Source organism: Solitalea canadensis DSM 3403 (assembly GCF_000242635.2).
In the GTDB taxonomy this organism is placed as follows: domain Bacteria; phylum Bacteroidota; class Bacteroidia; order Sphingobacteriales; family Sphingobacteriaceae; genus Solitalea; species Solitalea canadensis.
Genome location: NC_017770.1, coordinates 4,052,729 through 4,071,874, shown reverse-complemented (window position 1 = coordinate 4,071,874; position 19,146 = coordinate 4,052,729). Strand labels below are relative to the sequence as shown.

14 protein-coding genes are annotated in these 19,146 nt (G+C 37.8%); 9 read left to right on the top strand and 5 right to left on the bottom strand.

Translation table 11 applies throughout. The features are described 5' to 3' along the window. Window positions 1–556 precede the first annotated feature (556 nt). Complete coding sequence (locus SOLCA_RS16920) at window positions 557–814, top strand: helix-turn-helix domain-containing protein (protein ID WP_014681681.1); 258 nt, start codon at window positions 557–559, stop codon at window positions 812–814. 118 nt (window positions 815–932) lie between these two features. Here SOLCA_RS16920 and tsf read toward each other — a convergent pair whose 3' ends face one another. The 4 genes from tsf to rplM all read right to left on the bottom strand — a co-directional run bounded on the left by tsf (window position 933) and on the right by rplM (window position 3,558). After that, window positions 933–1,778, bottom strand: coding sequence for a translation elongation factor Ts (tsf, locus tag SOLCA_RS16915; protein WP_014681680.1), 846 nt, complete (start codon window positions 1,776–1,778; stop codon window positions 933–935). A gap of 104 nt (window positions 1,779–1,882) precedes the next feature. Continuing rightward, the gene (gene rpsB / locus SOLCA_RS16910; RefSeq protein ID WP_014681679.1) at window positions 1,883–2,695 is read right to left on the bottom strand and encodes a 30S ribosomal protein S2; all 813 of its coding nucleotides are present in this window, start codon (window positions 2,693–2,695) and stop codon (window positions 1,883–1,885) included. A 21-nt stretch (window positions 2,696–2,716) separates the two neighbouring features. Further along, window positions 2,717–3,103, bottom strand: a complete 387-nt coding sequence (rpsI, locus tag SOLCA_RS16905; protein WP_014681678.1) for a 30S ribosomal protein S9 — start codon at window positions 3,101–3,103, stop codon at window positions 2,717–2,719. 11 nt (window positions 3,104–3,114) lie between these two features. Continuing rightward, entirely contained in the window at window positions 3,115–3,558 is a 444-nt protein-coding gene (gene rplM, locus SOLCA_RS16900) for a 50S ribosomal protein L13 (RefSeq protein ID WP_014681677.1), read from the bottom strand. Window positions 3,559–3,878: 320 nt separating this feature from the next. Here rplM and SOLCA_RS16895 point away from each other — a divergent pair, with 320 nt between their 5' ends. The 8 genes from SOLCA_RS16895 to SOLCA_RS16860 all read left to right on the top strand — a co-directional run bounded on the left by SOLCA_RS16895 (window position 3,879) and on the right by SOLCA_RS16860 (window position 18,302). Further along, a complete protein-coding gene (locus SOLCA_RS16895; RefSeq protein WP_014681676.1) occupies window positions 3,879–5,036 on the top strand; it encodes a flavin monoamine oxidase family protein in 1,158 nt (385 codons plus the stop codon). A 216-nt stretch (window positions 5,037–5,252) separates the two neighbouring features. Beyond that, window positions 5,253–5,813: an RNA polymerase sigma factor gene (locus tag SOLCA_RS16890; RefSeq protein WP_042480025.1), complete on the top strand. Its 561-nt coding sequence runs from the start codon at window positions 5,253–5,255 to the stop codon at window positions 5,811–5,813. 66 nt (window positions 5,814–5,879) lie between these two features. Next, on the top strand, window positions 5,880–6,782 hold the full coding sequence (locus SOLCA_RS22505; RefSeq protein ID WP_014681674.1) for a FecR family protein: 903 nt from the start codon (window positions 5,880–5,882) through the stop codon (window positions 6,780–6,782). Window positions 6,783–6,814: 32 nt separating this feature from the next. Continuing rightward, complete coding sequence (locus SOLCA_RS16880) at window positions 6,815–10,246, top strand: TonB-dependent receptor (RefSeq protein ID WP_014681673.1); 3,432 nt, start codon at window positions 6,815–6,817, stop codon at window positions 10,244–10,246. 29 nt (window positions 10,247–10,275) lie between these two features. After that, entirely contained in the window at window positions 10,276–11,979 is a 1,704-nt protein-coding gene (locus SOLCA_RS16875) for a RagB/SusD family nutrient uptake outer membrane protein (protein WP_014681672.1), read from the top strand. A 155-nt stretch (window positions 11,980–12,134) separates the two neighbouring features. Next, window positions 12,135–13,394: a pyridoxal phosphate-dependent aminotransferase gene (locus SOLCA_RS16870; protein ID WP_014681671.1), complete on the top strand. Its 1,260-nt coding sequence runs from the start codon at window positions 12,135–12,137 to the stop codon at window positions 13,392–13,394. Window positions 13,395–13,747: 353 nt separating this feature from the next. Then, window positions 13,748–16,882, top strand: a complete 3,135-nt coding sequence (locus tag SOLCA_RS16865; RefSeq protein WP_014681670.1) for a SusC/RagA family TonB-linked outer membrane protein — start codon at window positions 13,748–13,750, stop codon at window positions 16,880–16,882. Window positions 16,883–16,892: 10 nt separating this feature from the next. Then, entirely contained in the window at window positions 16,893–18,302 is a 1,410-nt protein-coding gene (locus SOLCA_RS16860) for a SusD/RagB family nutrient-binding outer membrane lipoprotein (RefSeq protein WP_014681669.1), read from the top strand. 45 nt (window positions 18,303–18,347) lie between these two features. Here SOLCA_RS16860 and SOLCA_RS16855 read toward each other — a convergent pair whose 3' ends face one another. Further along, the gene (locus SOLCA_RS16855; RefSeq protein WP_014681668.1) at window positions 18,348–19,061 is read right to left on the bottom strand and encodes a hypothetical protein; all 714 of its coding nucleotides are present in this window, start codon (window positions 19,059–19,061) and stop codon (window positions 18,348–18,350) included. Between the last annotated feature and the right edge of the window lie 85 nt (window positions 19,062–19,146).

Sequence of the window (19,146 nt, the reverse complement as noted above, 5' to 3'; positions counted from 1 at the left end):
CTGTGACATGAAATCGACAAGCATGTTCACTCACTTTCAAAATGCAAATAGCATTATTTAAGTTACTTTCTAAATAATGCTTTATTCGAATTTCTACTAATGTGCCCCCTAGGGGCACATTAGTAGATTACAAACAAAATTTACCTGTTCCACATATGGGATGCCCAGGGGATATCCAATTGGCGCAAACTCCGGATGCACAATCAATTGGAGCGCAGGGTTTGCATCCCGACATAAAATCGACTATAGGCAGGTAAATGATAGTTGTTGCTATCTGTCATAATTGAAACTGTGGCATACTTAGAAATAAAAATATCTGAAATGATAATTTTATTTCTATTGATAAGAGGTTGTATCTGAGAGCCTTTAATCCCCTTATATTAAAATATCCCCATTTTATTGATAACTAATCTCTTTGGCCACTGTATAGTAACGTTAAATTTTTGCTGAGCAAGACCTGTTGTGCTATAAAATACACTAATAGATAGAAACGTAAATCTGAAATAGCCTGCCATAATTTCTCTGTATTTACTTCTAAAATGGATTTGCCTGCTTCATGCTCTTCAAATATAATTACATTCATATTGGTGTATATTTTACACTCAAACCGACAGCCAAAATTTATCCAGCAAATGAGCAAAATACCATCGTGGACGTTTCAAAACAAGTAGGCCTTTCCATACGTAAAATCAGAGAGGAGCTAAATTCTAGTCAGGAATACATGGCTATGAGATTAGATATTGTGCAAAGTACCTACCAAGAGTTAGAAACCGGAAAAAGTCCAATTACAATTGGCAATTTGTCTGATTTTTAATATTTCTACCAATGAGATTTTAGGAGTATTCCTATAGATATTATTCAAAATTAACAACAAAAAAGCGGCTGCCTCAATTAAGAAGCAGCCGCTTTAATATTCTAGAAAGTGCGATTAATTATGCACCGATTGCAATACGTTTGAATGCAGTAACGGTTAAGCCTTTCTTAACACCGTCTAACATTTGAGCGATTGTTTTAGAGCTGTCTTTAACGAACTCTTGGTTCAATAAAGTAGACTCTTTGTAGAATTTGTTCAATTTACCTTGAGCAATTTTCTCAACCATGTCTTCAGGTTTACCTTCTGCACGGATTTGGTCTTTCGCAATTTCTAACTCACGCTCGATAGTGCTTGCGTCAACACCGTCTTTATCAACAGCGATAGGGCTCATTGCAGCAATTTGCATTGCAACATCTTTACCTGCCTCTGTAAGATCAGCGCCTTGAGCACCACCAAATACTACTAATACACCCATTTTACCGTTTGAGTGAATATAAGAAGTAACAGCTTCGCCGCTAACGTTCTCGTAGCTTTGAATAACGATTTTCTCACCAATTTTACCGGTAAGTTCTGTTATAGTTTCAGCAACAGTACGGCCATCAGCTAATTTAATTTGCTCTAACTCTTCAGTTGTCGCAGGGTTGTTAGCAACAGCTGCAGCTAAAATAGCATCTCCTAAGTTACGGAAATCTTCTACTTTAGATACAGGCTCAGTTTCACAAGCTAAAGCAATTAATTTACCGTTAGCACCATCAGCAGATAGGTTTACTAAAACGATACCTTCAGCAGTAGCATTACCTGAACGAGCTGCAGATACTTTCTGACCTTTTTTACGTAATAAGTCGATAGCTGCTTCAAAGTCACCGTTAGCTTCAGTTAATGCTTTTTTGCAATCCATCATACCCGCGCCAGTTTGTAAACGTAATTTATTTACGTCTGCAGCGCTAATTTGTACAGTTGACATATTTCTTTAATTTGAAAATTTTTAAAACAATTACGGGTTGCAGGTTACGTGTTGCGAGTTTTAACCCGTAATCCGTAACCCGCAACCCGATAATTTAAAGAATATTATTCTGCTGATTCAGCAGCTTCTTCGCTCTTCTCAGCTTTTTTAGCTTTAGGAGCTTCGCCTTCAGCTTTTTCAGCTTTAGCGTTTGCGATAGCTTCTTTATCAGATTCTTCTTCTTTCTCGCGCTTGCGCTCTTCTAAACCTTCTTCGATAGCTTTGCAGATAACGCCTGTGATCAATGAAATTGATTTAGTTGCATCATCATTCGCTGGGATAGGGAAGTCGATATTAGTAGGGTCTGAGTTAGTATCAACCATCGCGAAAGTAGGGATGTTCAATTTCAACGCCTCAGAAACAGCGATATGCTCTTTCTTAACGTCGATAAGGAACAATGCAGCAGGAAGACGGTTAAGGTCGGCAATACCGCCTAACACTCTTTCCAACTTAATACGATCACGGCTGATCATTAAGCGCTCTTTTTTAGACAAAATGCTGTAAGTACCGTCTTTAGTCAATTTATCGATGTTAGTCATCTTTTTGATTGACTTGCGTACAGTAGTAAAGTTAGTTAACATACCACCTAACCAACGTTCAGTTACGAAAGGCATGTTTACGCTTTGTGCTTGTGCAGCAACGATGTCTTTAGCTTGTTTTTTAGTAGCTACAAATAATACTTTACGACCTGATTTTACGATCTGCTTAATTGCTGAAGCAGCTTCTTCAACTTTAACTAAAGTTTTGTTCAAGTCGATAATGTGGATTCCATTTTTCTCCATGAAAATGTACGGAGCCATTTTTGGATTCCACTTGCGAGTAAGGTGACCAAAGTGTACACCTGCGTCCAACAATTCGTTGTATGAAGTTCTTGCCATGTTAGTGTTCCTCCAAAAATATTAACGTTTACTAAATTGGAATCTACGACGAGCTTTTCTACGTCCTGGTTTCTTACGCTCAACCATACGTGGGTCACGGGTCATTAAACCTTTCGCACGTAAAGCCGCTTTAACTTCAGGATCAAGCTCAACTAACGCTTTAGCAATAGCTAAACGAGTAGCTTCTGCCTGGCCAGTGATACCACCACCTTTAACGTTTACAGCGATATCAAATTTACCAGCCTGATTAGAAGTTTCTAACGCCTGGTTAACGATGTATTGTAAAGGTAAAGTAGGGAAGTATACTTTGTAATCTTTGTCGTTTACGGTAATGTTACCACTACCTTCTTTTAAGTAGATACGCGCAATTGCGGTCTTTCTTCTACCTGAGGTGTTTGTAGTTGCCATTCTCCTTGAAATTAAAATTTAATGGTTTTTGGGTTCTGCGCTGCGTGTGGGTGCTCATTACCAGCATACACAAACAGGTTTTTAATTAACGCATTTCCTAATTTGTTTTTAGGAAGCATACCGCGTACAGCTTTTTCAATTACTGCTTTTGGATGCTTTGCCATCAGATCTCTTGGAGAAATAAAGCGTTGACCACCTGGATAACCAGTGTAACGTACGTACTGTTTTTCAGTAAGTTTGTTACCGGTTAATTTGATCTTGTCTGCATTGATAACGATTACGTTATCTCCACAGTCTACGTGAGGGGTGAAATCAGGCTTGTGTTTACCACGGATGATCATTGCGATCTTCGATGACAAGCGCCCCAAAATCTCTGCGTTGGCGTCAATTACGACCCACTCCTTTTTAACAGTTTTACTGTTTGCAGAGACAGTTTTGTAACTTAACGTATTCACTTGTGAATAATTAATTGATTAATAATGATTTAATACTCTTTTCCCAAAATTTGGGACTGCAAAGATAGAGTATATTTATTAACAGTCAAAAGATTTACCTAATTATTTTCCCATAATTCGTTAACTAAAAGCAAAAACACACTTCTGTTGGAAAATGTTTTATGAAATTAGTTCGTAGTAATTGAAGCATTTTTGTTAAATTTATAAATGATCAGCATCCTAATGGAATAGATTTACATCCATTTTATTCTTATTTGCATCATCAAAAGACCAGCATTCCTAGGTATATTTCTTCGATCTTTTCCATAAATCAATACCTGATGAATCGGCATGATTTTATTGTTCGAACGGGTATCACTACCGCAGGGTTATTGGTAGCTCCGTCAAAAGGGTTTAAAGAAGTTGTCAGAAGGCCTGATAAAGTAATCATTATAGGTGGAGGCTTAGCTGGACTAACCGCGGCCTACGAACTCAGAAAAGCCGGAGTTGATTTATTGCTTTTGGAAGGATCTGATCGGTTGGGTGGTCGTATCGTTACAACATGTAATCAATGGGGTATAACTGAAATGGGAGCGGAATGGATTGGTTTTAGCCATTCATCCGTAAGAAAATTATGTGATGAACTTCAACTTCAACTAGCTCATTATCGTTTCAGTTTGCACAGACTGCAGAATGGAGTTTATTGCAAACCTGGCAGATATCCGATAAACAATGATGACGGTATTAATTCATTGCCTGCTTTAAGATCTTCATCTGTGTTTAGTAACCCGAATAATGAAATGGATTTTAAGATTGATGGAGGGAATTATCGCATCATAGAAAGTATTGCTGGCAAATTAAGCTCAGCACAAATAAAGACAGGACGCAAGGTCGCGAAAGTGATTGATACGGGTAAAGAGTTTATTATTGGGTGTGTAGATGGAAAAGTGTACAAATCTTCAACTGTTATTTGTGCATTGCCTGCACCTTTTATTAAGTCAATTAGATGGGAACCTGATTTACCATCAGATACTGTTCATTCAATTGCACAAGCCGATTACCAAACTTGCCTTAAAATAGTAGTGAATTTTGATAAGCGATTATGGGACAATAGTGATTTTCAGATGATTTCCGATCTTGATCTGCCTTATGTATATGACGGTGGTCAAGGTGATGATAAATGCCTGACATTTGCAGCCGCAGGGGATAAGGCTAAGCATTTACTTCGGATGAATCATTGGGAACGTAAAGAAGCCATAGTTTCAACCTTAATGCCGGCCTTGGGTAATGTTACTCGTCATATCTCTTCAATAAACTATTACGCGGGTTTAGATGCATCGAAAATGATTTCATATGGTGCATTAGATATGGATAACATAATTGATCTTGAGTGGCATGATCGATTACATTTTTGTGGTGATTACCTGACTTCTTACCGCGGATTTATGGAGGCTTCTGTAAGAAGTGCAAAAACGATTGTTGGTAAACTATTAAGCTAAGTCATAAATCAATTGGTTAACAACGAGTTTATCCATGATTAATTTTAACAATGAATGCCTTTTTTGATACAACCCTGATTTTTTTCTTGAAATTGTGAAAATTACGCAAACGGTTGATTTAGCCCTAGAATTAGGTTTATGCGTTAAGCAGTATTTATCAAATTGTATATAATCTCAATTTTGTTTTTTTTGGTATTCTAATCCAATAAAACAAAGTTGAAACTGTATAACGACATAGAGTTATTAGACTTACTAAGATGCGATAACATGGCCGCATTTGATGAGCTTTATAGTCGTTATTGGGAGATGCTTTTTGATATTGCCTGCAAAAAACTGCATGATAAAGATGACGCCAAAGATATCGTTCATGACCTTTTCCTTCAACTTTGGAACAACCGGGCTTCTCTACATGTCTACAAGTCATTTTCTGGTTTCTTATTTATCAGCTTAAAAAATAAAATCATTGATAAACAACGATTGGTAGTTAGCCGTCAAAAGAAGAATACGGAAATTGGGCAAAAGCAGTCGGAGGTGTACGATGCAGTTAACGAGCAGTTAAATTATAATGAACTCAATACTTTCCTCAATCAACAAATAGATTTACTTCCTGAAAAAATGAGGGAGATTTATCTTTTAAGCCGTGAAGAAGGTCTGTCGATTAATCAAATTGCAGATCGGTTATTATTATCTCCCCAAACTGTTAAAAATCAGATTAGTAATGCGCTGAAGTTTTTGCGTAAAAAGGTGGTTCAGCACATGATGACAATTTTATTCTAAAAAAATAACTTTCCCTAGTACCAGTTTAATAATCATTCGTCTTTACGTCAATAATTCAAAAAGTTAATGTCGATAAAGAAAGATTTATATAATGAGTTTCAGGTGCCTGAGTATCCTTTATCATTTGAAAGTGAAGTAGAAAAAGCACAAATCAAAGAGGAGATTCATCAGCGTTTGCAACAGAGCATTGCCTCACAACAGCTTCAGAAAAGAGGTATTGTTAAGTCGTTGTTAAACTACAAAGTAGCTGCTGCTTTAATTGCGGTGACTAGTTTTTTATTTATCAGTTACAATTATTATTTCAAAGAAGATAAGAGAGCTTACATAACCCTTAGTGCTCCTAAAGGTAAAGTGATGGAATTTCTGCTTCCCGATAGCAGTCGAATTGTCCTGAACGCAGCCAGTACATTAAAATACCTGGTAAAATTTAAAAATACTCGTGATGTTTACCTCGAAGGAGAAGCCTTTTTCGATGTATCGCATGACGCATCCAAACCCTTTATTGTACACACAGGTAGTGTAAGTACCCGAGTACTCGGAACCGCCTTTAATATTAAAGCGTACAAAAAATTGCCTTCGATAACTGTAACAGTGCAGCAAGGCAAGGTACGGGTCGATGAGAAGAACAATAACCTGGGATTGCTTACTCCCAATAAGCAGTTGATCGTAAATAAAGCCAACTATACAGCAATCAATAGAACGGTGGTAGCGGAAGATGCAACGTCGTGGACGGGAGGGAAGTTTGTACTACAAGGAGTTTATTTCCATGAAATGATGCTGGCAATAGAAAACCGGTTTAATGTAAAAATGATTTATGATGCCAAAGCTTTTAGTAATTGTCAGAATAGCATTCAATTCACTCAAAAGCAATCATTAACAGATGTATTGAAACTCCTGAAAGACATTCAGGGAATTAAATATACCATCAAGAACGATTCTGTATTAATTACAGGAAAACCGTGCAGATAAGAAAAATCTATCCATCCTAACCTAAATATTATATGAAGCAAAAATTACAACTATTGTTTAAACGGCAGATGGCTCAACTGGGTGTATTGACCATGCTATCTGTTGTTTCACTTAATGCCTGGGCCAACGAGCTGTACCAGGATATTAAGCAAGTTAAAGTAACAATCAGCTTTCATGGTGAAACACTCGAAAAAGCTATGAAACGTTTGAGCGAGGTTTCGGAAGTACCATTTAATTATAATCACAATGAGCTCCGTAAGCTTTCTGCTAAACAATTAACGTTTACCGATGAACCATTATCGCAGGTACTAAATTCCATTTTGAGTGGTACAAACTTTCAATATAAAGAAGGAGAAAATGGGGTTGTTATTTTTAGATCATCCCAAAATCAGGAACAACATCTTACTTCCAGTTCTGTTGAAGCTTCGGACCAGGTTACGGTTAAAGGGATTGTTTCTGACAAGGATGGACCAATTCCGGGTGTTAGTGTGAGCGTTAAACAATCATCTTTAGGAACAAGTACGGCTGCTGACGGAAGTTATTCAATCAAAGTAAACACGGGGCAAACCCTTGTTTTTTCCATGATCGGTTACCGTACCAAAGAAATTACGGTTGGGTCACAAACCACAATTAATGTAACCCTTGAAAATGATATAACTCAACTAGAAGAGGTGGTTGCAGTTGGTTATGGCACACAGAAAAAGGTAAATCTTACCGGAGCTATTGGAACGGTTAAAACAGAAATGCTTACCAGTCGTCCGGTTTCGTCATTGCAAAGCTCATTGCAAGGTACCATGCCGGGTGTTACGGTACTCTCTCGTCCGGGTGATGTAGGTACTGATGCCTCAAATGTAACCGTAACAATTCGTGGTCGAGGAAACTTTGGGACATCTTCTCCTTTTTATGTAGTGGATGGTATTCCGGTTACAACAAGTGATTTTACCGCAATAAATCCTAATGATATAGAAAGCATTTCAGTATTAAAAGATGCAGCTTCCGCGGCTATTTATGGTAACCGTGCGGCACATGGAGTTATTTTGGTGACCACTAAAAAAGGGAAAAACGGTAAAGCATCTGTATCATTTAATAGTTCATTTGGATGGCAAAATCCGTTAGTTTTACCTGATTATTTAGGTTCTGTTGATTATGCTACCTTAACCAATGAAGCCAGAACCAATGCCGGTCAGGCTGCTCGTTTTACTGCCGATGAAATAGAGAAATTCAGATCGGGTTCGGATCCTAATTTATACCCAAACACTAATTGGTATGACCTGGCATTACGTGAAAATGCCGGAATACAGGATTATCAGTTAAATATCTCCGGAGGCGGAAAAACAAGTTATTACATTGGAATGGGTGTAATGGATCAGCAATCTTTAAAGGTGTCAAAAGACTTTGATCGCTATAGTCTCCGCATTAATACTGATTCAGAAGTTGGAGCCCGTTTAAAGATCGGAACAAAGACTTCGTTTGTATATGAAAATTTAAAGAATGACGGTGGTGACTTTTCTTTTGTTTCTCTTAACCGTATGGTGCCAAGTATGGCTGCCAAACAAACGTTGACTGACGGAAGCTGGCAGTGGGGAACAATCAATGGAGGAAAACTTGATGCAACCTTAGCAAAAGACAATCCATTGCGATTGCAAGAAGAAGGGGGATTGGATTTTCGTAAGGATTATCGTTTAATTACCTCCTTAAATGCAGATTTTAAGATTATTGATGGATTGTTTATCCATGGTATTGCTTCCCTGAATTATTTCCAGCGCAGATATGGCAAATTCGAAAATGAGACTAAACCGCTTATCAATTATTTAAACGGATCTGAAATTCCTGGTTCGGCATCAACTCCTAATAAGTATAACGAGAACTGGACGCAAAAGAATAGAATAACCTTGCAGGGTTTTGCTGATTATGAGAAAAAAATCGGAGATCATTATGGAAAGGTGATGGCCGGTGGGTCATATGAAACTTACCGTGGTGATTTTATAGGCGCCAATAGACAAGAGTTTGTAAATAACAATACGCATGTTGTTGATGGTGGTGCCACCCCAATAAATGCTGTTGGTTCTAACGGATTTTCTTCTGAAACAGCACAAGCTTCATTTTTTGGCCGATTTAACTATGCGTTTTTAGATAAGTACTTGATCGAAGCAAATTTAAGAGCCGATGGGTCTTCTATTTTTCATCCCGATCATCGTTGGGGATATTTTCCTTCAGTATCTGCCGGTTGGAGAATGAGTGAAGAAAGCTTTATGAAGAATATCTCATGGTTAAGTAACTTAAAGTTAAGAGCATCATGGGGAAAATTGGGTAACATCGCCAATCAACCTTTAATTACCAAAAATGATTATAATGAACCGGACGACTATCCTTATTTTGAAGCATTAGAAACCGGATATGCATACAACTTTGATGGTAGTGCTGTAAATGGAGTATGGGCTGGTAAAGGGGTTAATATTTTAACTACCTGGGAAAAGGCTGAAATTACAGACATTGGTATTGATGCCGGATTTTTTAATGGAAAGTTGGATGTAACTGCCGATTACTTCATTAAAAATACAACTGATATTCTTCTTCAACAGAAAACATTACCGAATACCTATTATCAGGATCCACCATACATTAATGCCGGAGCAGTTAGGAATAAAGGGTTTGAGCTGGGACTTAATTATAATAACAAAATCAACAGTTTCAATTATAATATCGGTGTAAACTTAGCGAAGATTGCTAATGAGGTAACCAACCTAAACGGTGATAATCAGCAAATTGATGGTCGTTATATCGATCGGTTGGGGTTTGCAAGAGGTTCTTTTTTCGGATATGAATCGCAAGGGTTGTTTGCTACCGACGAAGAGGTTGCGAAACATGCATTTCAAAGTGCTGCCACCAAAGCTGGTGATATAAAATATAAAGATCAAAATGGTGATAATAAAATTGATGATGAAGACCGCGTAATTATTGGAAATGATGTGCCTTATTTTACCTATGGTATCAATTTAGGAGCATCTTACAAAGGCTTCGATCTTGCAATAATGGGACAGGGTGCTAATGATGTTAAAATCTACTTAGATAACGAAGCTTCTTTTGCCTTTTTTAATGGCTCGGGTGTTAAAGGCTTACATTTAAAACGCTGGACTAAAGAGAATCCTGATCCAAATGCAGCGTATCCTCGTTTATTGCCTTCGGCTGACAATAGTAAAACGACCAATACCAAAGCTTCTGACTTCTGGTTATTTGATGCAAGTTACTTTAGAATTAAGAGTATCGTTTTTGGGTACAATTTGCCTAAAACATTAATCAGTAAGACTCCTGTAAAATCAGCTCGTTTCTACATAAGCGCCCAAAACCCCTATACGTTTATGTTTGATGACCGGTTGAAAGATTATGATCCGGAAGCACCATCGGGCCGTGCTAACTATCCGGCTACAAAAACATGGTCATTGGGATTGAATGTACAGTTTTAGTAATCAGTGTCACAAAAAAGAGTAAACAAATGAAAAGAAATACATATATACTAACCTTGTTAACCGCAACATTGTCATTAACAAGTTGTGAAAAAGAGTTTCTAGATAAAGAACCACTTTCTACTATTTCTAACGCTTCCTTTTGGTCCACTGAAAAAGATGTTTATTTAGCTCTAAACGGATGCTATGCTTATTTGGACGGAGGGGATGGTGTTATCTATGGAGATGGGGCTACTGATAATGCTCATGCTCAGTATCCTTGGGAAAGTATTTCGGGGTTAATTGCCAGTGGTGATGTAAGTCCGTCTAGCGAAAGTCCGAAAGATTATGCATTTGTCGCTTTTAATCAAGGGTGGGATTTTATCTCTGTCGGACGTTGTAACTATTTATTGGAAAACATAGATAAGGTTTCCTTTAAAGACAATGCATTGAAAGAACGTTATAAAGCAGAAGCGCGTTTCCTTAGAGCGTTTCGCTACTTTAATATGATCTCTACCTATGGAGATGTGCCTTTAATATTGAAAACACTTACTACCGACGAAGCTAAACAAGTAACCCGTGAAAAAGAAGCAACTGTTTTGGCTTTTGTTTTAAAGGAACTTGAAGAAACAAGTAGTTTGTTGCCTGCTAGTTATTCTGGAGGATTTGCAAATGAAAAAGGTAGAATTACTAAAGGAGCAGCATTGGCACTTAAAGCTCGTGTTCATTTGTACTACGGACAATGGGATAAAGCTGCTGAAGCTGCTCAGCAAGTAATGGGTATGGGTTATCAGTTATTTAAAGTTAACAGCGAATCGGATGCGGATAAGTTAGATAACTATGATAACTGGGTTGATTTTACTAATGATGCCGATCGCCAAAAATTCAGATTGGGAATTCGTAGTTATGAGCAATTGTTTTATGCTGTCAATGAAGGTAATTCAGAGGTAATACTTGATCGTCAGTATATGGCTGGCGAGGCATGGGGATCTACCGTTAATGGTTTATATACATTGTTAGGTACTGATGCACAAAGTGGATGGAGTTCTGTAGCACCAACACAAGAATTGGTAAATGCGTATTTAATGAAAGACGGAAGAGTACCAACTGCAATTTCTCCTGCAACACGTGCTACCCGTTATAAAGCAAGGCAAACTGATCCGGCTTTTTATAATGAATATAAAAACCGTGATCCTCGTTTTTACGCTACCATACAGTTTGAAGGTAATCCATGGGCTGCTATTCAATCGGGTTATGTGTTTGAATGGGTTAAAGGCGGGAACAACTGCTCTCAAACAGGATATAACTTTAGAAAATTGGTTGATCCAACAGAAACAGTACGTGATTGGTCAGGGAATAACAATGTTATTCTGATTCGTTATGCTGAAATACTACTTACTTATGCTGAAGCCAAAAACGAATTAAGTGGTCCTGATGCTATCATTTACGATGCGCTTGATAAAATCCGTGAACGTGTGGACATGCCTCTTATCGACAGAACTACGTATAACACCAAAGAAAGTTTACGCAGTTTAATTAGAAATGAACGCCGCGTTGAACTTGCTCTTGAAGGTCATCGATATTTCGATATCCGTCGTTGGGGTATTGGAGAAAATGTGATGAAAACCATTGTAAACTTAGAAAACGAAACAGTGGAGCCCAGAGCATGGTATGACAAACTAATGAAACTGCCTGTTCCACAATCTCAAATTGATCTTGCTCCCGGCTTAAAGCCAAATAATACGGGATACTAAAATATCGAACCTAATCATCGATGCTAGTTGATTGTTTTTTGAGGGCCCCAATAGGGGCCTTCTTTTTTTAAATTTGTCGTCATTTTTACAGTAACTCATTGACTTCAACCTTAGAGAAATGCTATCTTTGGCCGTTTTACAAATCAATAACAACCATGATTGTATCTAAATTAGCAGAAAACCTGATCGGTTCAGAGATATTGAAAATTGCCGCACAGGTAAATGCATTAAAAGCAGGAGGCGCACAAGTTAGTAATTTAACTGTGGGAGACTTTGATCCAGCTATTTTTCCTATTCCTGAAGCATTTCAAGAAGAAATTGCAAAAGCTTACCAGGCAAAGCATACAAATTATCCTCCTGCTGATGGCGTTTTATCATTACGTCAATCAGTATCTTCATTTTTGAGGGAGCGTTTGGGGTTAGATTATTCTGCTGAAAAAGAAATTATGATAGCAGGAGGTTCCCGTCCGCTAATTTATTCTACGTATTTGGCCATTGTTGATCCTGGAGATAAAGTTATTTTCCCGATTCCATCATGGAACAATAACCACTACTCTTATTTAACGCAGGCTAATGCGGTTATGTTGGAAACCAAGCCAGAGCACAATTACATGCCTTCAGCAGCTGATATTGCCCCGCATGTGAAAGGTGCTGTTTTATTGGCCTTGTGTTCTCCGTTAAATCCAACCGGAACCATGTTCTCTAAGAAAGACCTGGAAGAGATTTGTGATTTGGTGATTGCAGAAAATAAATCGCGCAAAGAAGGTGAAAAACCATTATACATTATGTTCGATCAAATGTATTGGATGCTAACCTTTGGAGAGCATGTTCACTATGACCCGGTTTCCCTACGTTCGGAGTTAAAAGATTATGTGATTTATATTGATGGTAGCTCAAAAGCATTTGCTGCAACAGGTGTACGCGTTGGTTGGGGATTCGGTCCTGAGAGCGTTATCTCTAAAATGAAACCAATTGTTGGGCACATGGGAGCATGGGCACCTAAAGCAGAACAAGTAGCAGCTGGAGTATTCCTTCTGCAAAAAGACAACGTAGATACTTATATGAACAACTTCAAAGAAAAAGTTCAGAAAAGTTTATCTGCATTGCATAACGGTGTTCAGCAATTAAAATCAGAAGGTTTTGATGTGGATTCTATCGAACCAATGGGTGCAATTTATCTCACTGTAAAAGTAAACATGAAAGGTAAAACCACTCCGGATGGAAAAGTATTGAATACTGCTTCTGAGGTTAACTTTTATTTGATAAAAGAAGCAGGAATGGCGTTAGTGCCTTTTTCTGCATTTGGTACATCTGAAGATGATTTTTGGTTCCGTTCATCGATCGGAGCTGCATCATTAGCAGATATTGAAGGAGGTATTCCTCGTTTCAGAGAGGCATTAGCTAAGCTTAAATAGTTAATTTTTAATTATTTAAAAAGCGAAAGATCATATCTTTCGCTTTTTTTATTAATTGTTGCTAAAATTAATTAACTGAAAATGAGTTATTTGCATTTTTATTGATTGTTATTCATGCATACTATTTCTGTTTTCAGAAAAAATATTTCTAAAATTACAGTTCCAATAATGAACCGATATTTGGAAAATAGTCTATGAAGAGAGGACGTCCGATTTGTTAAAAATCGGGCGTTTTTTTGTTTTGTAACGTGTTCATAACTTGGATTTTAGTGTATAAAGTTCCCGCTTTTAAATCTTGAAATTTGAGAAATAAAAATTAACTTAGAATTAACATTATCAACCTAATAAAGGATATGAAGAAAAAATCTACTTTATTGCTCTTGATGTTAATTTTCCTTTTTTATTTCTCGTCTTTAGCCCAAAACCGAGAGGTTAGTGGAAAAGTAACATCTGCCGCCGATGGAAGCGCATTGGCCGGAGTAACTGTATTAATTAAGGGCAGTTCAAAAGGAACCAATACTGATGGTGGAGGGGATTTTAAAGTAAATGTACCAGCAGGAAACTCAGTTTTGGTTTTTTCTTTAGTTGGTTTTATTTCTAAAGAAATCAATGTAGGTAGCCAACAAACATTAACTATTGTACTTGAGACAGATCAGCGTGTTTTGAATGAAGTGGTTGTTACAGCATTAGGCACAGCTCAGGAAAAAAAATCGCTTGGATATTCGTTCCAGAATATGAAAAGCCAGGAATTAATGGAATCTAAGCAAAGCAACCTGCTGAATGCGATGCAGGGAAAACTTGCAGGAGTACAAATATCGAGTATGGGAGGGGCTCCGGGACAAAGTTCAAGGATTATTATTCGGGGTATAAATTCACTCGATCCCAACTCTAATAACCAGCCTCTTTTTGTAATCGACGGTATTCCTATTGATAACTCTACTACAGAAGTTGGAACTATTGCAGGAACCAGAGGGTTAAGTAATCGGGCTACGGATATTAATCCGGAGGATATTGAATCGGTATCAATCTTAAAAGGAGGTGCAGCCACGGTACTTTATGGTTCTCGCGGGGCTAATGGAGCTGTGGTTATAACCACTAAAAAAGGAAAATCAGGAGGCCTTCGAGTAGATTTCTCAAGCACCTTTGGTTTTGATCAGGTTAATAAATATCCGGATGTTCAACGAACATTTACTCAAGGGTTTGGTGGGGAATATGATCCGGAGAGTTTTTGGCCTTCCTGGGGCCCATCTATAGCTGATGCGAAGAAGATAGACCCTTCTCATCCTAATAACATCTATGATAATTTTAGAAATGCCTATGAAACAGGTAATCAATTTAAAAACTATATAAGTTTTGGCGGAGGCAATGATAAAACAACTTTTAACTTCTCTGCTTCAAACCTCAATCAGGATGGCGTATTGCCAGTTAGTTCATATAAAAATACTTCAATAAGGCTGTCGGGAGATCAAAATTTCAGTGAAAAATTTAGATTAGGCGCTGCCGTAAACTATATAAAATCTGGAGGAGACAGGGTTAATGCTGATCGTTTTAACGAACAACTGATTTATTGGACTCCTCGCTTGGATGTAACGGATTATCAAAAGGTGGATGGAACAATGAAAGCCTATGGAGAAACGGATAATCCAGTATTTGGGGTTCATTCTAACAGATATGAAGATGATGTTAATCGCTTTTTGGGGAATTTGCATTTTACCTATTCACCCTTTAAGTGGGCTGATGTAACCTATCGCGTTGGGATGGACTATTATACAGATTTTAGAAAAGGATATGGACCAGCTCCTGCAGGATTACCGGATGAAGTACCTTTTTCAGATAATGAGCTAGGTTTTTATAATGAGTATAATATCCAAAGCAGAGATCTTACATCTACACTTAACCTTACATTTAAAAAAGACTTCGGACAAGATTTTGTCACTTCGTTCCGAGTGGGTAATGATATTTTTCAGAAGAAGTTTGATCGTTTAAGTACAGAAGGTGAGGAACTGGATATTTATAATCTCTTTAGTATGAATAATGCTAAGATTATAACAAGTAGCCAAACGTCAACGGAAGAACGTTTGGTGGGTTTGTATGGAGATTTGTCGGTGGCGTATAAGAATTTCTTGTTTTTAAATATCACAGGTCGCAATGATTGGACGTCTACATTGCCTAAAGGGAATAATTCATTTTTCTACCCTTCTGTTAGTTTGGGTTATGTGTTTTCTGACCAATTTAAGTTACCTGAATTTTGGAACTATGGTAAATTCCGGATTTCATATGGAGAGGTGGGAAAGGGAACGACCGCCTATCGAACAAATATTTACTATGAAAAAGATGTTGATCTGCCTGCCTCAGCAATTGGCTGGACTCGCAGTGATGAAAAAGGACAAAATACGTTAAAACCAGAGCGTACAAAAACCTTTGAAACAGGAGCCGAACTAAGATTTTTAAAAGACAGATTAGGGGTGGATTTTACCTGGTATAAATCAAATAGCATTGATCAGATTATTCCAGTTACTGTTTCAGATGCTACCGGTTATTCAACGATTGTAGCAAATGCCGGTGAAATTGAAAATAAGGGCTTTGAAATTATGCTCGATGCTCAACCGGTAAAAACGAATGATTTCCGCTGGGATATTAAGCTTACTTACTCGCGCAATAAAAATAAGGTAATATCGATTATTGAAGGAAGTGATGAAATTACAGTAGGTGAGCAATTCGGTTATTTAGGCAGTACAGCCACATTAAAATTAATTCCTGGTCAGGCTTATGGAAATATTTATGGTACCAGTTGGACTCGTTATGGCGATTCAGGGTCTCCTTTCGCAGAGAAGGATAAGCCATTATTAATTGAGAGTGGTACTGGTTCGGCAACTTCAGATGGTTTTCCGGTACGAAATACAGATCCTAATCAGAAAATTTTGGGTAATACACAACCAAAGTGGATTGGGGGGCTGGCCAATACTTTTACTTACAAGAATTTTAGTTTATATGTACTATTAGACACACGTCAGGGATTTCAAAAGTATAATCAATTTGCCAATTTCATGGCTGCTTTCGGAACTGCAAAATACACTGAAAACAGAACCCAAAGCCAGGTATTTAATGGTGTAATCGCAAATGGTCAGCCTAATACCCAAATGGTTTACTTAGGTCAGGGAGTTGGTCCGGATGGAAAAGATTATACAAACGGGTATTACAGGAATATTTTCAGAGGTGTAACTGAAGAGTTTGTAGAAGACGCTTCGTGGGTACGACTAAGAACGGTTACATTAAATTGGAACCTGCCTGGAAAATGGTTTACCAATACGCCAATTTCCGGATTGAGTCTTTCCATAACCGGAAATAACTTGTGGCTACACACTGATTATACCGGTTTTGACCCTGAGTCAAGTAGTACTGGTGCTGAAACAAATGCTGACGGCTTTTCTGGATTCACCTATCCCGGATTACGCAGCTATTTCCTTAACCTGAATGTTTCATTTTAAACCGAAGATCATGAGAATCAATTTATATAGAATCAGTATTGTCATCTTCTCTTTAATGGCATTTTCGTCTTGTAATGATTACTTAGATATTAATACTGACCCCAACAGACCGACCACGCCACCAATAAATGGTTTACTGGCTTCGGCTACTTATAACACAGCTCAGAATGTTTATGAACTCGGAGTAATAACATCTTATTTTACTCAATATTTAGCATCTCCGAATGAAGCAAGTCCAACGGATATATATGATGAAGTGGACTATAGTACCACATGGAAAGCATTTTACAGCAACATGGCAGATATATATGACCTAAAAAATATGGCTATTGAAAAACAATCGCCTGGTCATAAAGGAATTGCAGATGTGTTGATGGTGATGAACTTAAGTATGGTAGTTGATGTGTGGGGAGATGTTCCGTATAGCCAGGCTTTTGGAGGGGAGGTACTTCGCCCCGCGTACGATAATCAAGAGCAGCTGTATAATACAATGCTTGGTTTGTTAGATGAGGCCATTGTAGAGTTTGCTAAACCTGATGCTGATAAGTTTTTAACTGCCACTAATGATTTTATTCATCAGGCTAATCTTACCCGGTGGACCAAAACTGCGCACGCGTTAAAAGCAAGATTATTAAATCACTTTAGTAAGCAAAGTTCGTATAATCCAACGGCTGTTCTTGCAGAAATTGATCAGGCATATGTAGCTAATATAGAGGATGCCCAGGTAGCCGAGTTTCTAAATCGGAACCCATGGGCTCAGGTAGCAGTTGATAATGCTAGTAATTTATTGGGAGGTTGGCTTTCAAGCACTATTCTGAACGCTATGAACGGTACCACTTATACCGTGGTTGATTCTCGACTTACGGCTGTTACGTTGCCCAATAAAAATGGATTATATGTGGGTACCAGAAATGGTGCAGGTCGCGTAAGTGGTGGAACGGGTGATGATGAGTGTTATTTACAAAATTCAACTTTTTATGCCCTTGACACTTCGCCATTAACGATTATCACTTTTTCTGAATTAAAATTTATTGAGGCGGAGGCCGCTTTTAGAGCTGGTAATTCTACCAGAGCTTACAGTGCCTATGAAGCAGGTATCAAGGCAAATTTTGCGAAAGTAGGATTAACGGTTGATGGGACTACCTACTTCCAAAATCCATCTGTTGGAGTAGGCGCTGCTGGGTTAACGTTAGATTTGATTTTTAAAGAAAAATATGTGGCCATGTTTTTAAATCCGGAGGCTTGGGTAGATGCCCGCAGATATGATTATAATTACACCAATTTTACCTTGCCGCTTAATGTGAACACCAATATTAATGGGTTTATCAGAAGAGTTGCCTATCCTTCATCTGAGATTGCAACCAATGCTAAAAATATGCCGCAGGTAAAACTCGACGATCGTTTGTTCTGGGATAAATAATAAGACTTGTTTACTTACTAAAACGCGGCCTTTGTGCCGCGTTTTTTATGCCGCAGATATGTATTTTACAAAGGTTCTTTTAGCAACCGGTAATAATGTTTCTTCGATCGGAAATGTTAAATCGGTTTCGATCCGGTATACTGCCGGAATCGGTAACGTTTTTCGGGTTTTTATCAGGTCAATTTTGATGTTTTCAAGTGTGTTAAAAAAAGTATTAGCATAAGACATAATATAAGAGGTGTGTATGCCTCTTAGTCTTTCTTTGGCATCTTCGATTAAAGTGATGCGATATTGATACACCTTGACATCCCTGAAATTACCATCACATATGAAAAGATAGCCCTCATCTTTATGTATTGGTATAACTCCGACTGGTTCAATAGTTAGCTGTTCTTCCACAAAATCATAGATTTCTTTGCCGTCTTGCAATGGTTTGTTCATTTCTGCAATGGCATAAGAAATAATGTTTTCAATCTCCTGCATTAACTGGTCATCAGCAATTATTTTATCATAAGTAAATTGTAGCTCTTTCAGATTAATATCGATCAGGTGTTCGGGAAATAGTTTAAAGAAAGAACTTTTATTCTCCTTGAATTCAATAAGCTTGCCATAGTGATAGATGAGGTCGGAAAGTGGTGGGTAGAGTTTGTTTTTGCGAAAATGCAGGTTGATGTCTTGCAGGTAGGAGAGAAGTGTGTACTTCTTTAACTCAAAATCGATCCGACCTTCGGTAAACCAATTGTCGTTTAAAGTTTTCATAACGTTATCTCATTAGTAACTCGCCTGTATTGCAATTGAACATAAATATCAATAATATGTACTTTTGCGTCAATTGTACTCATCA

Excerpts from the sequence above, each read along its gene's own strand:
- rpsB (WP_014681679.1), bottom strand. The coding sequence starts at position 2,695 with ATGGCAAGAACTTCATACAACGAATTGTTGGACGCAGGTGTACACTTT.
- tsf (WP_014681680.1), bottom strand. The coding sequence starts at position 1,778 with ATGTCAACTGTACAAATTAGCGCTGCAGACGTAAATAAATTACGTTTA.
- SOLCA_RS16875 (WP_014681672.1), top strand. The coding sequence starts at position 10,276 with ATGAAAAGAAATACATATATACTAACCTTGTTAACCGCAACATTGTCA.
- SOLCA_RS16920 (WP_014681681.1), top strand. The coding sequence starts at position 557 with ATGCTCTTCAAATATAATTACATTCATATTGGTGTATATTTTACACTC.
- SOLCA_RS16895 (WP_014681676.1), top strand. The coding sequence starts at position 3,879 with ATGAATCGGCATGATTTTATTGTTCGAACGGGTATCACTACCGCAGGG.
- SOLCA_RS16855 (WP_014681668.1), bottom strand. The coding sequence starts at position 19,061 with ATGAAAACTTTAAACGACAATTGGTTTACCGAAGGTCGGATCGATTTT.
- SOLCA_RS22505 (WP_014681674.1), top strand. The coding sequence starts at position 5,880 with ATGTCGATAAAGAAAGATTTATATAATGAGTTTCAGGTGCCTGAGTAT.
- SOLCA_RS16880 (WP_014681673.1), top strand. The coding sequence starts at position 6,815 with ATGAAGCAAAAATTACAACTATTGTTTAAACGGCAGATGGCTCAACTG.
- SOLCA_RS16865 (WP_014681670.1), top strand. The coding sequence starts at position 13,748 with ATGAAGAAAAAATCTACTTTATTGCTCTTGATGTTAATTTTCCTTTTT.
- rpsI (WP_014681678.1), bottom strand. The coding sequence starts at position 3,103 with ATGGCAACTACAAACACCTCAGGTAGAAGAAAGACCGCAATTGCGCGT.
- SOLCA_RS16860 (WP_014681669.1), top strand. The coding sequence starts at position 16,893 with ATGAGAATCAATTTATATAGAATCAGTATTGTCATCTTCTCTTTAATG.
- SOLCA_RS16870 (WP_014681671.1), top strand. The coding sequence starts at position 12,135 with ATGATTGTATCTAAATTAGCAGAAAACCTGATCGGTTCAGAGATATTG.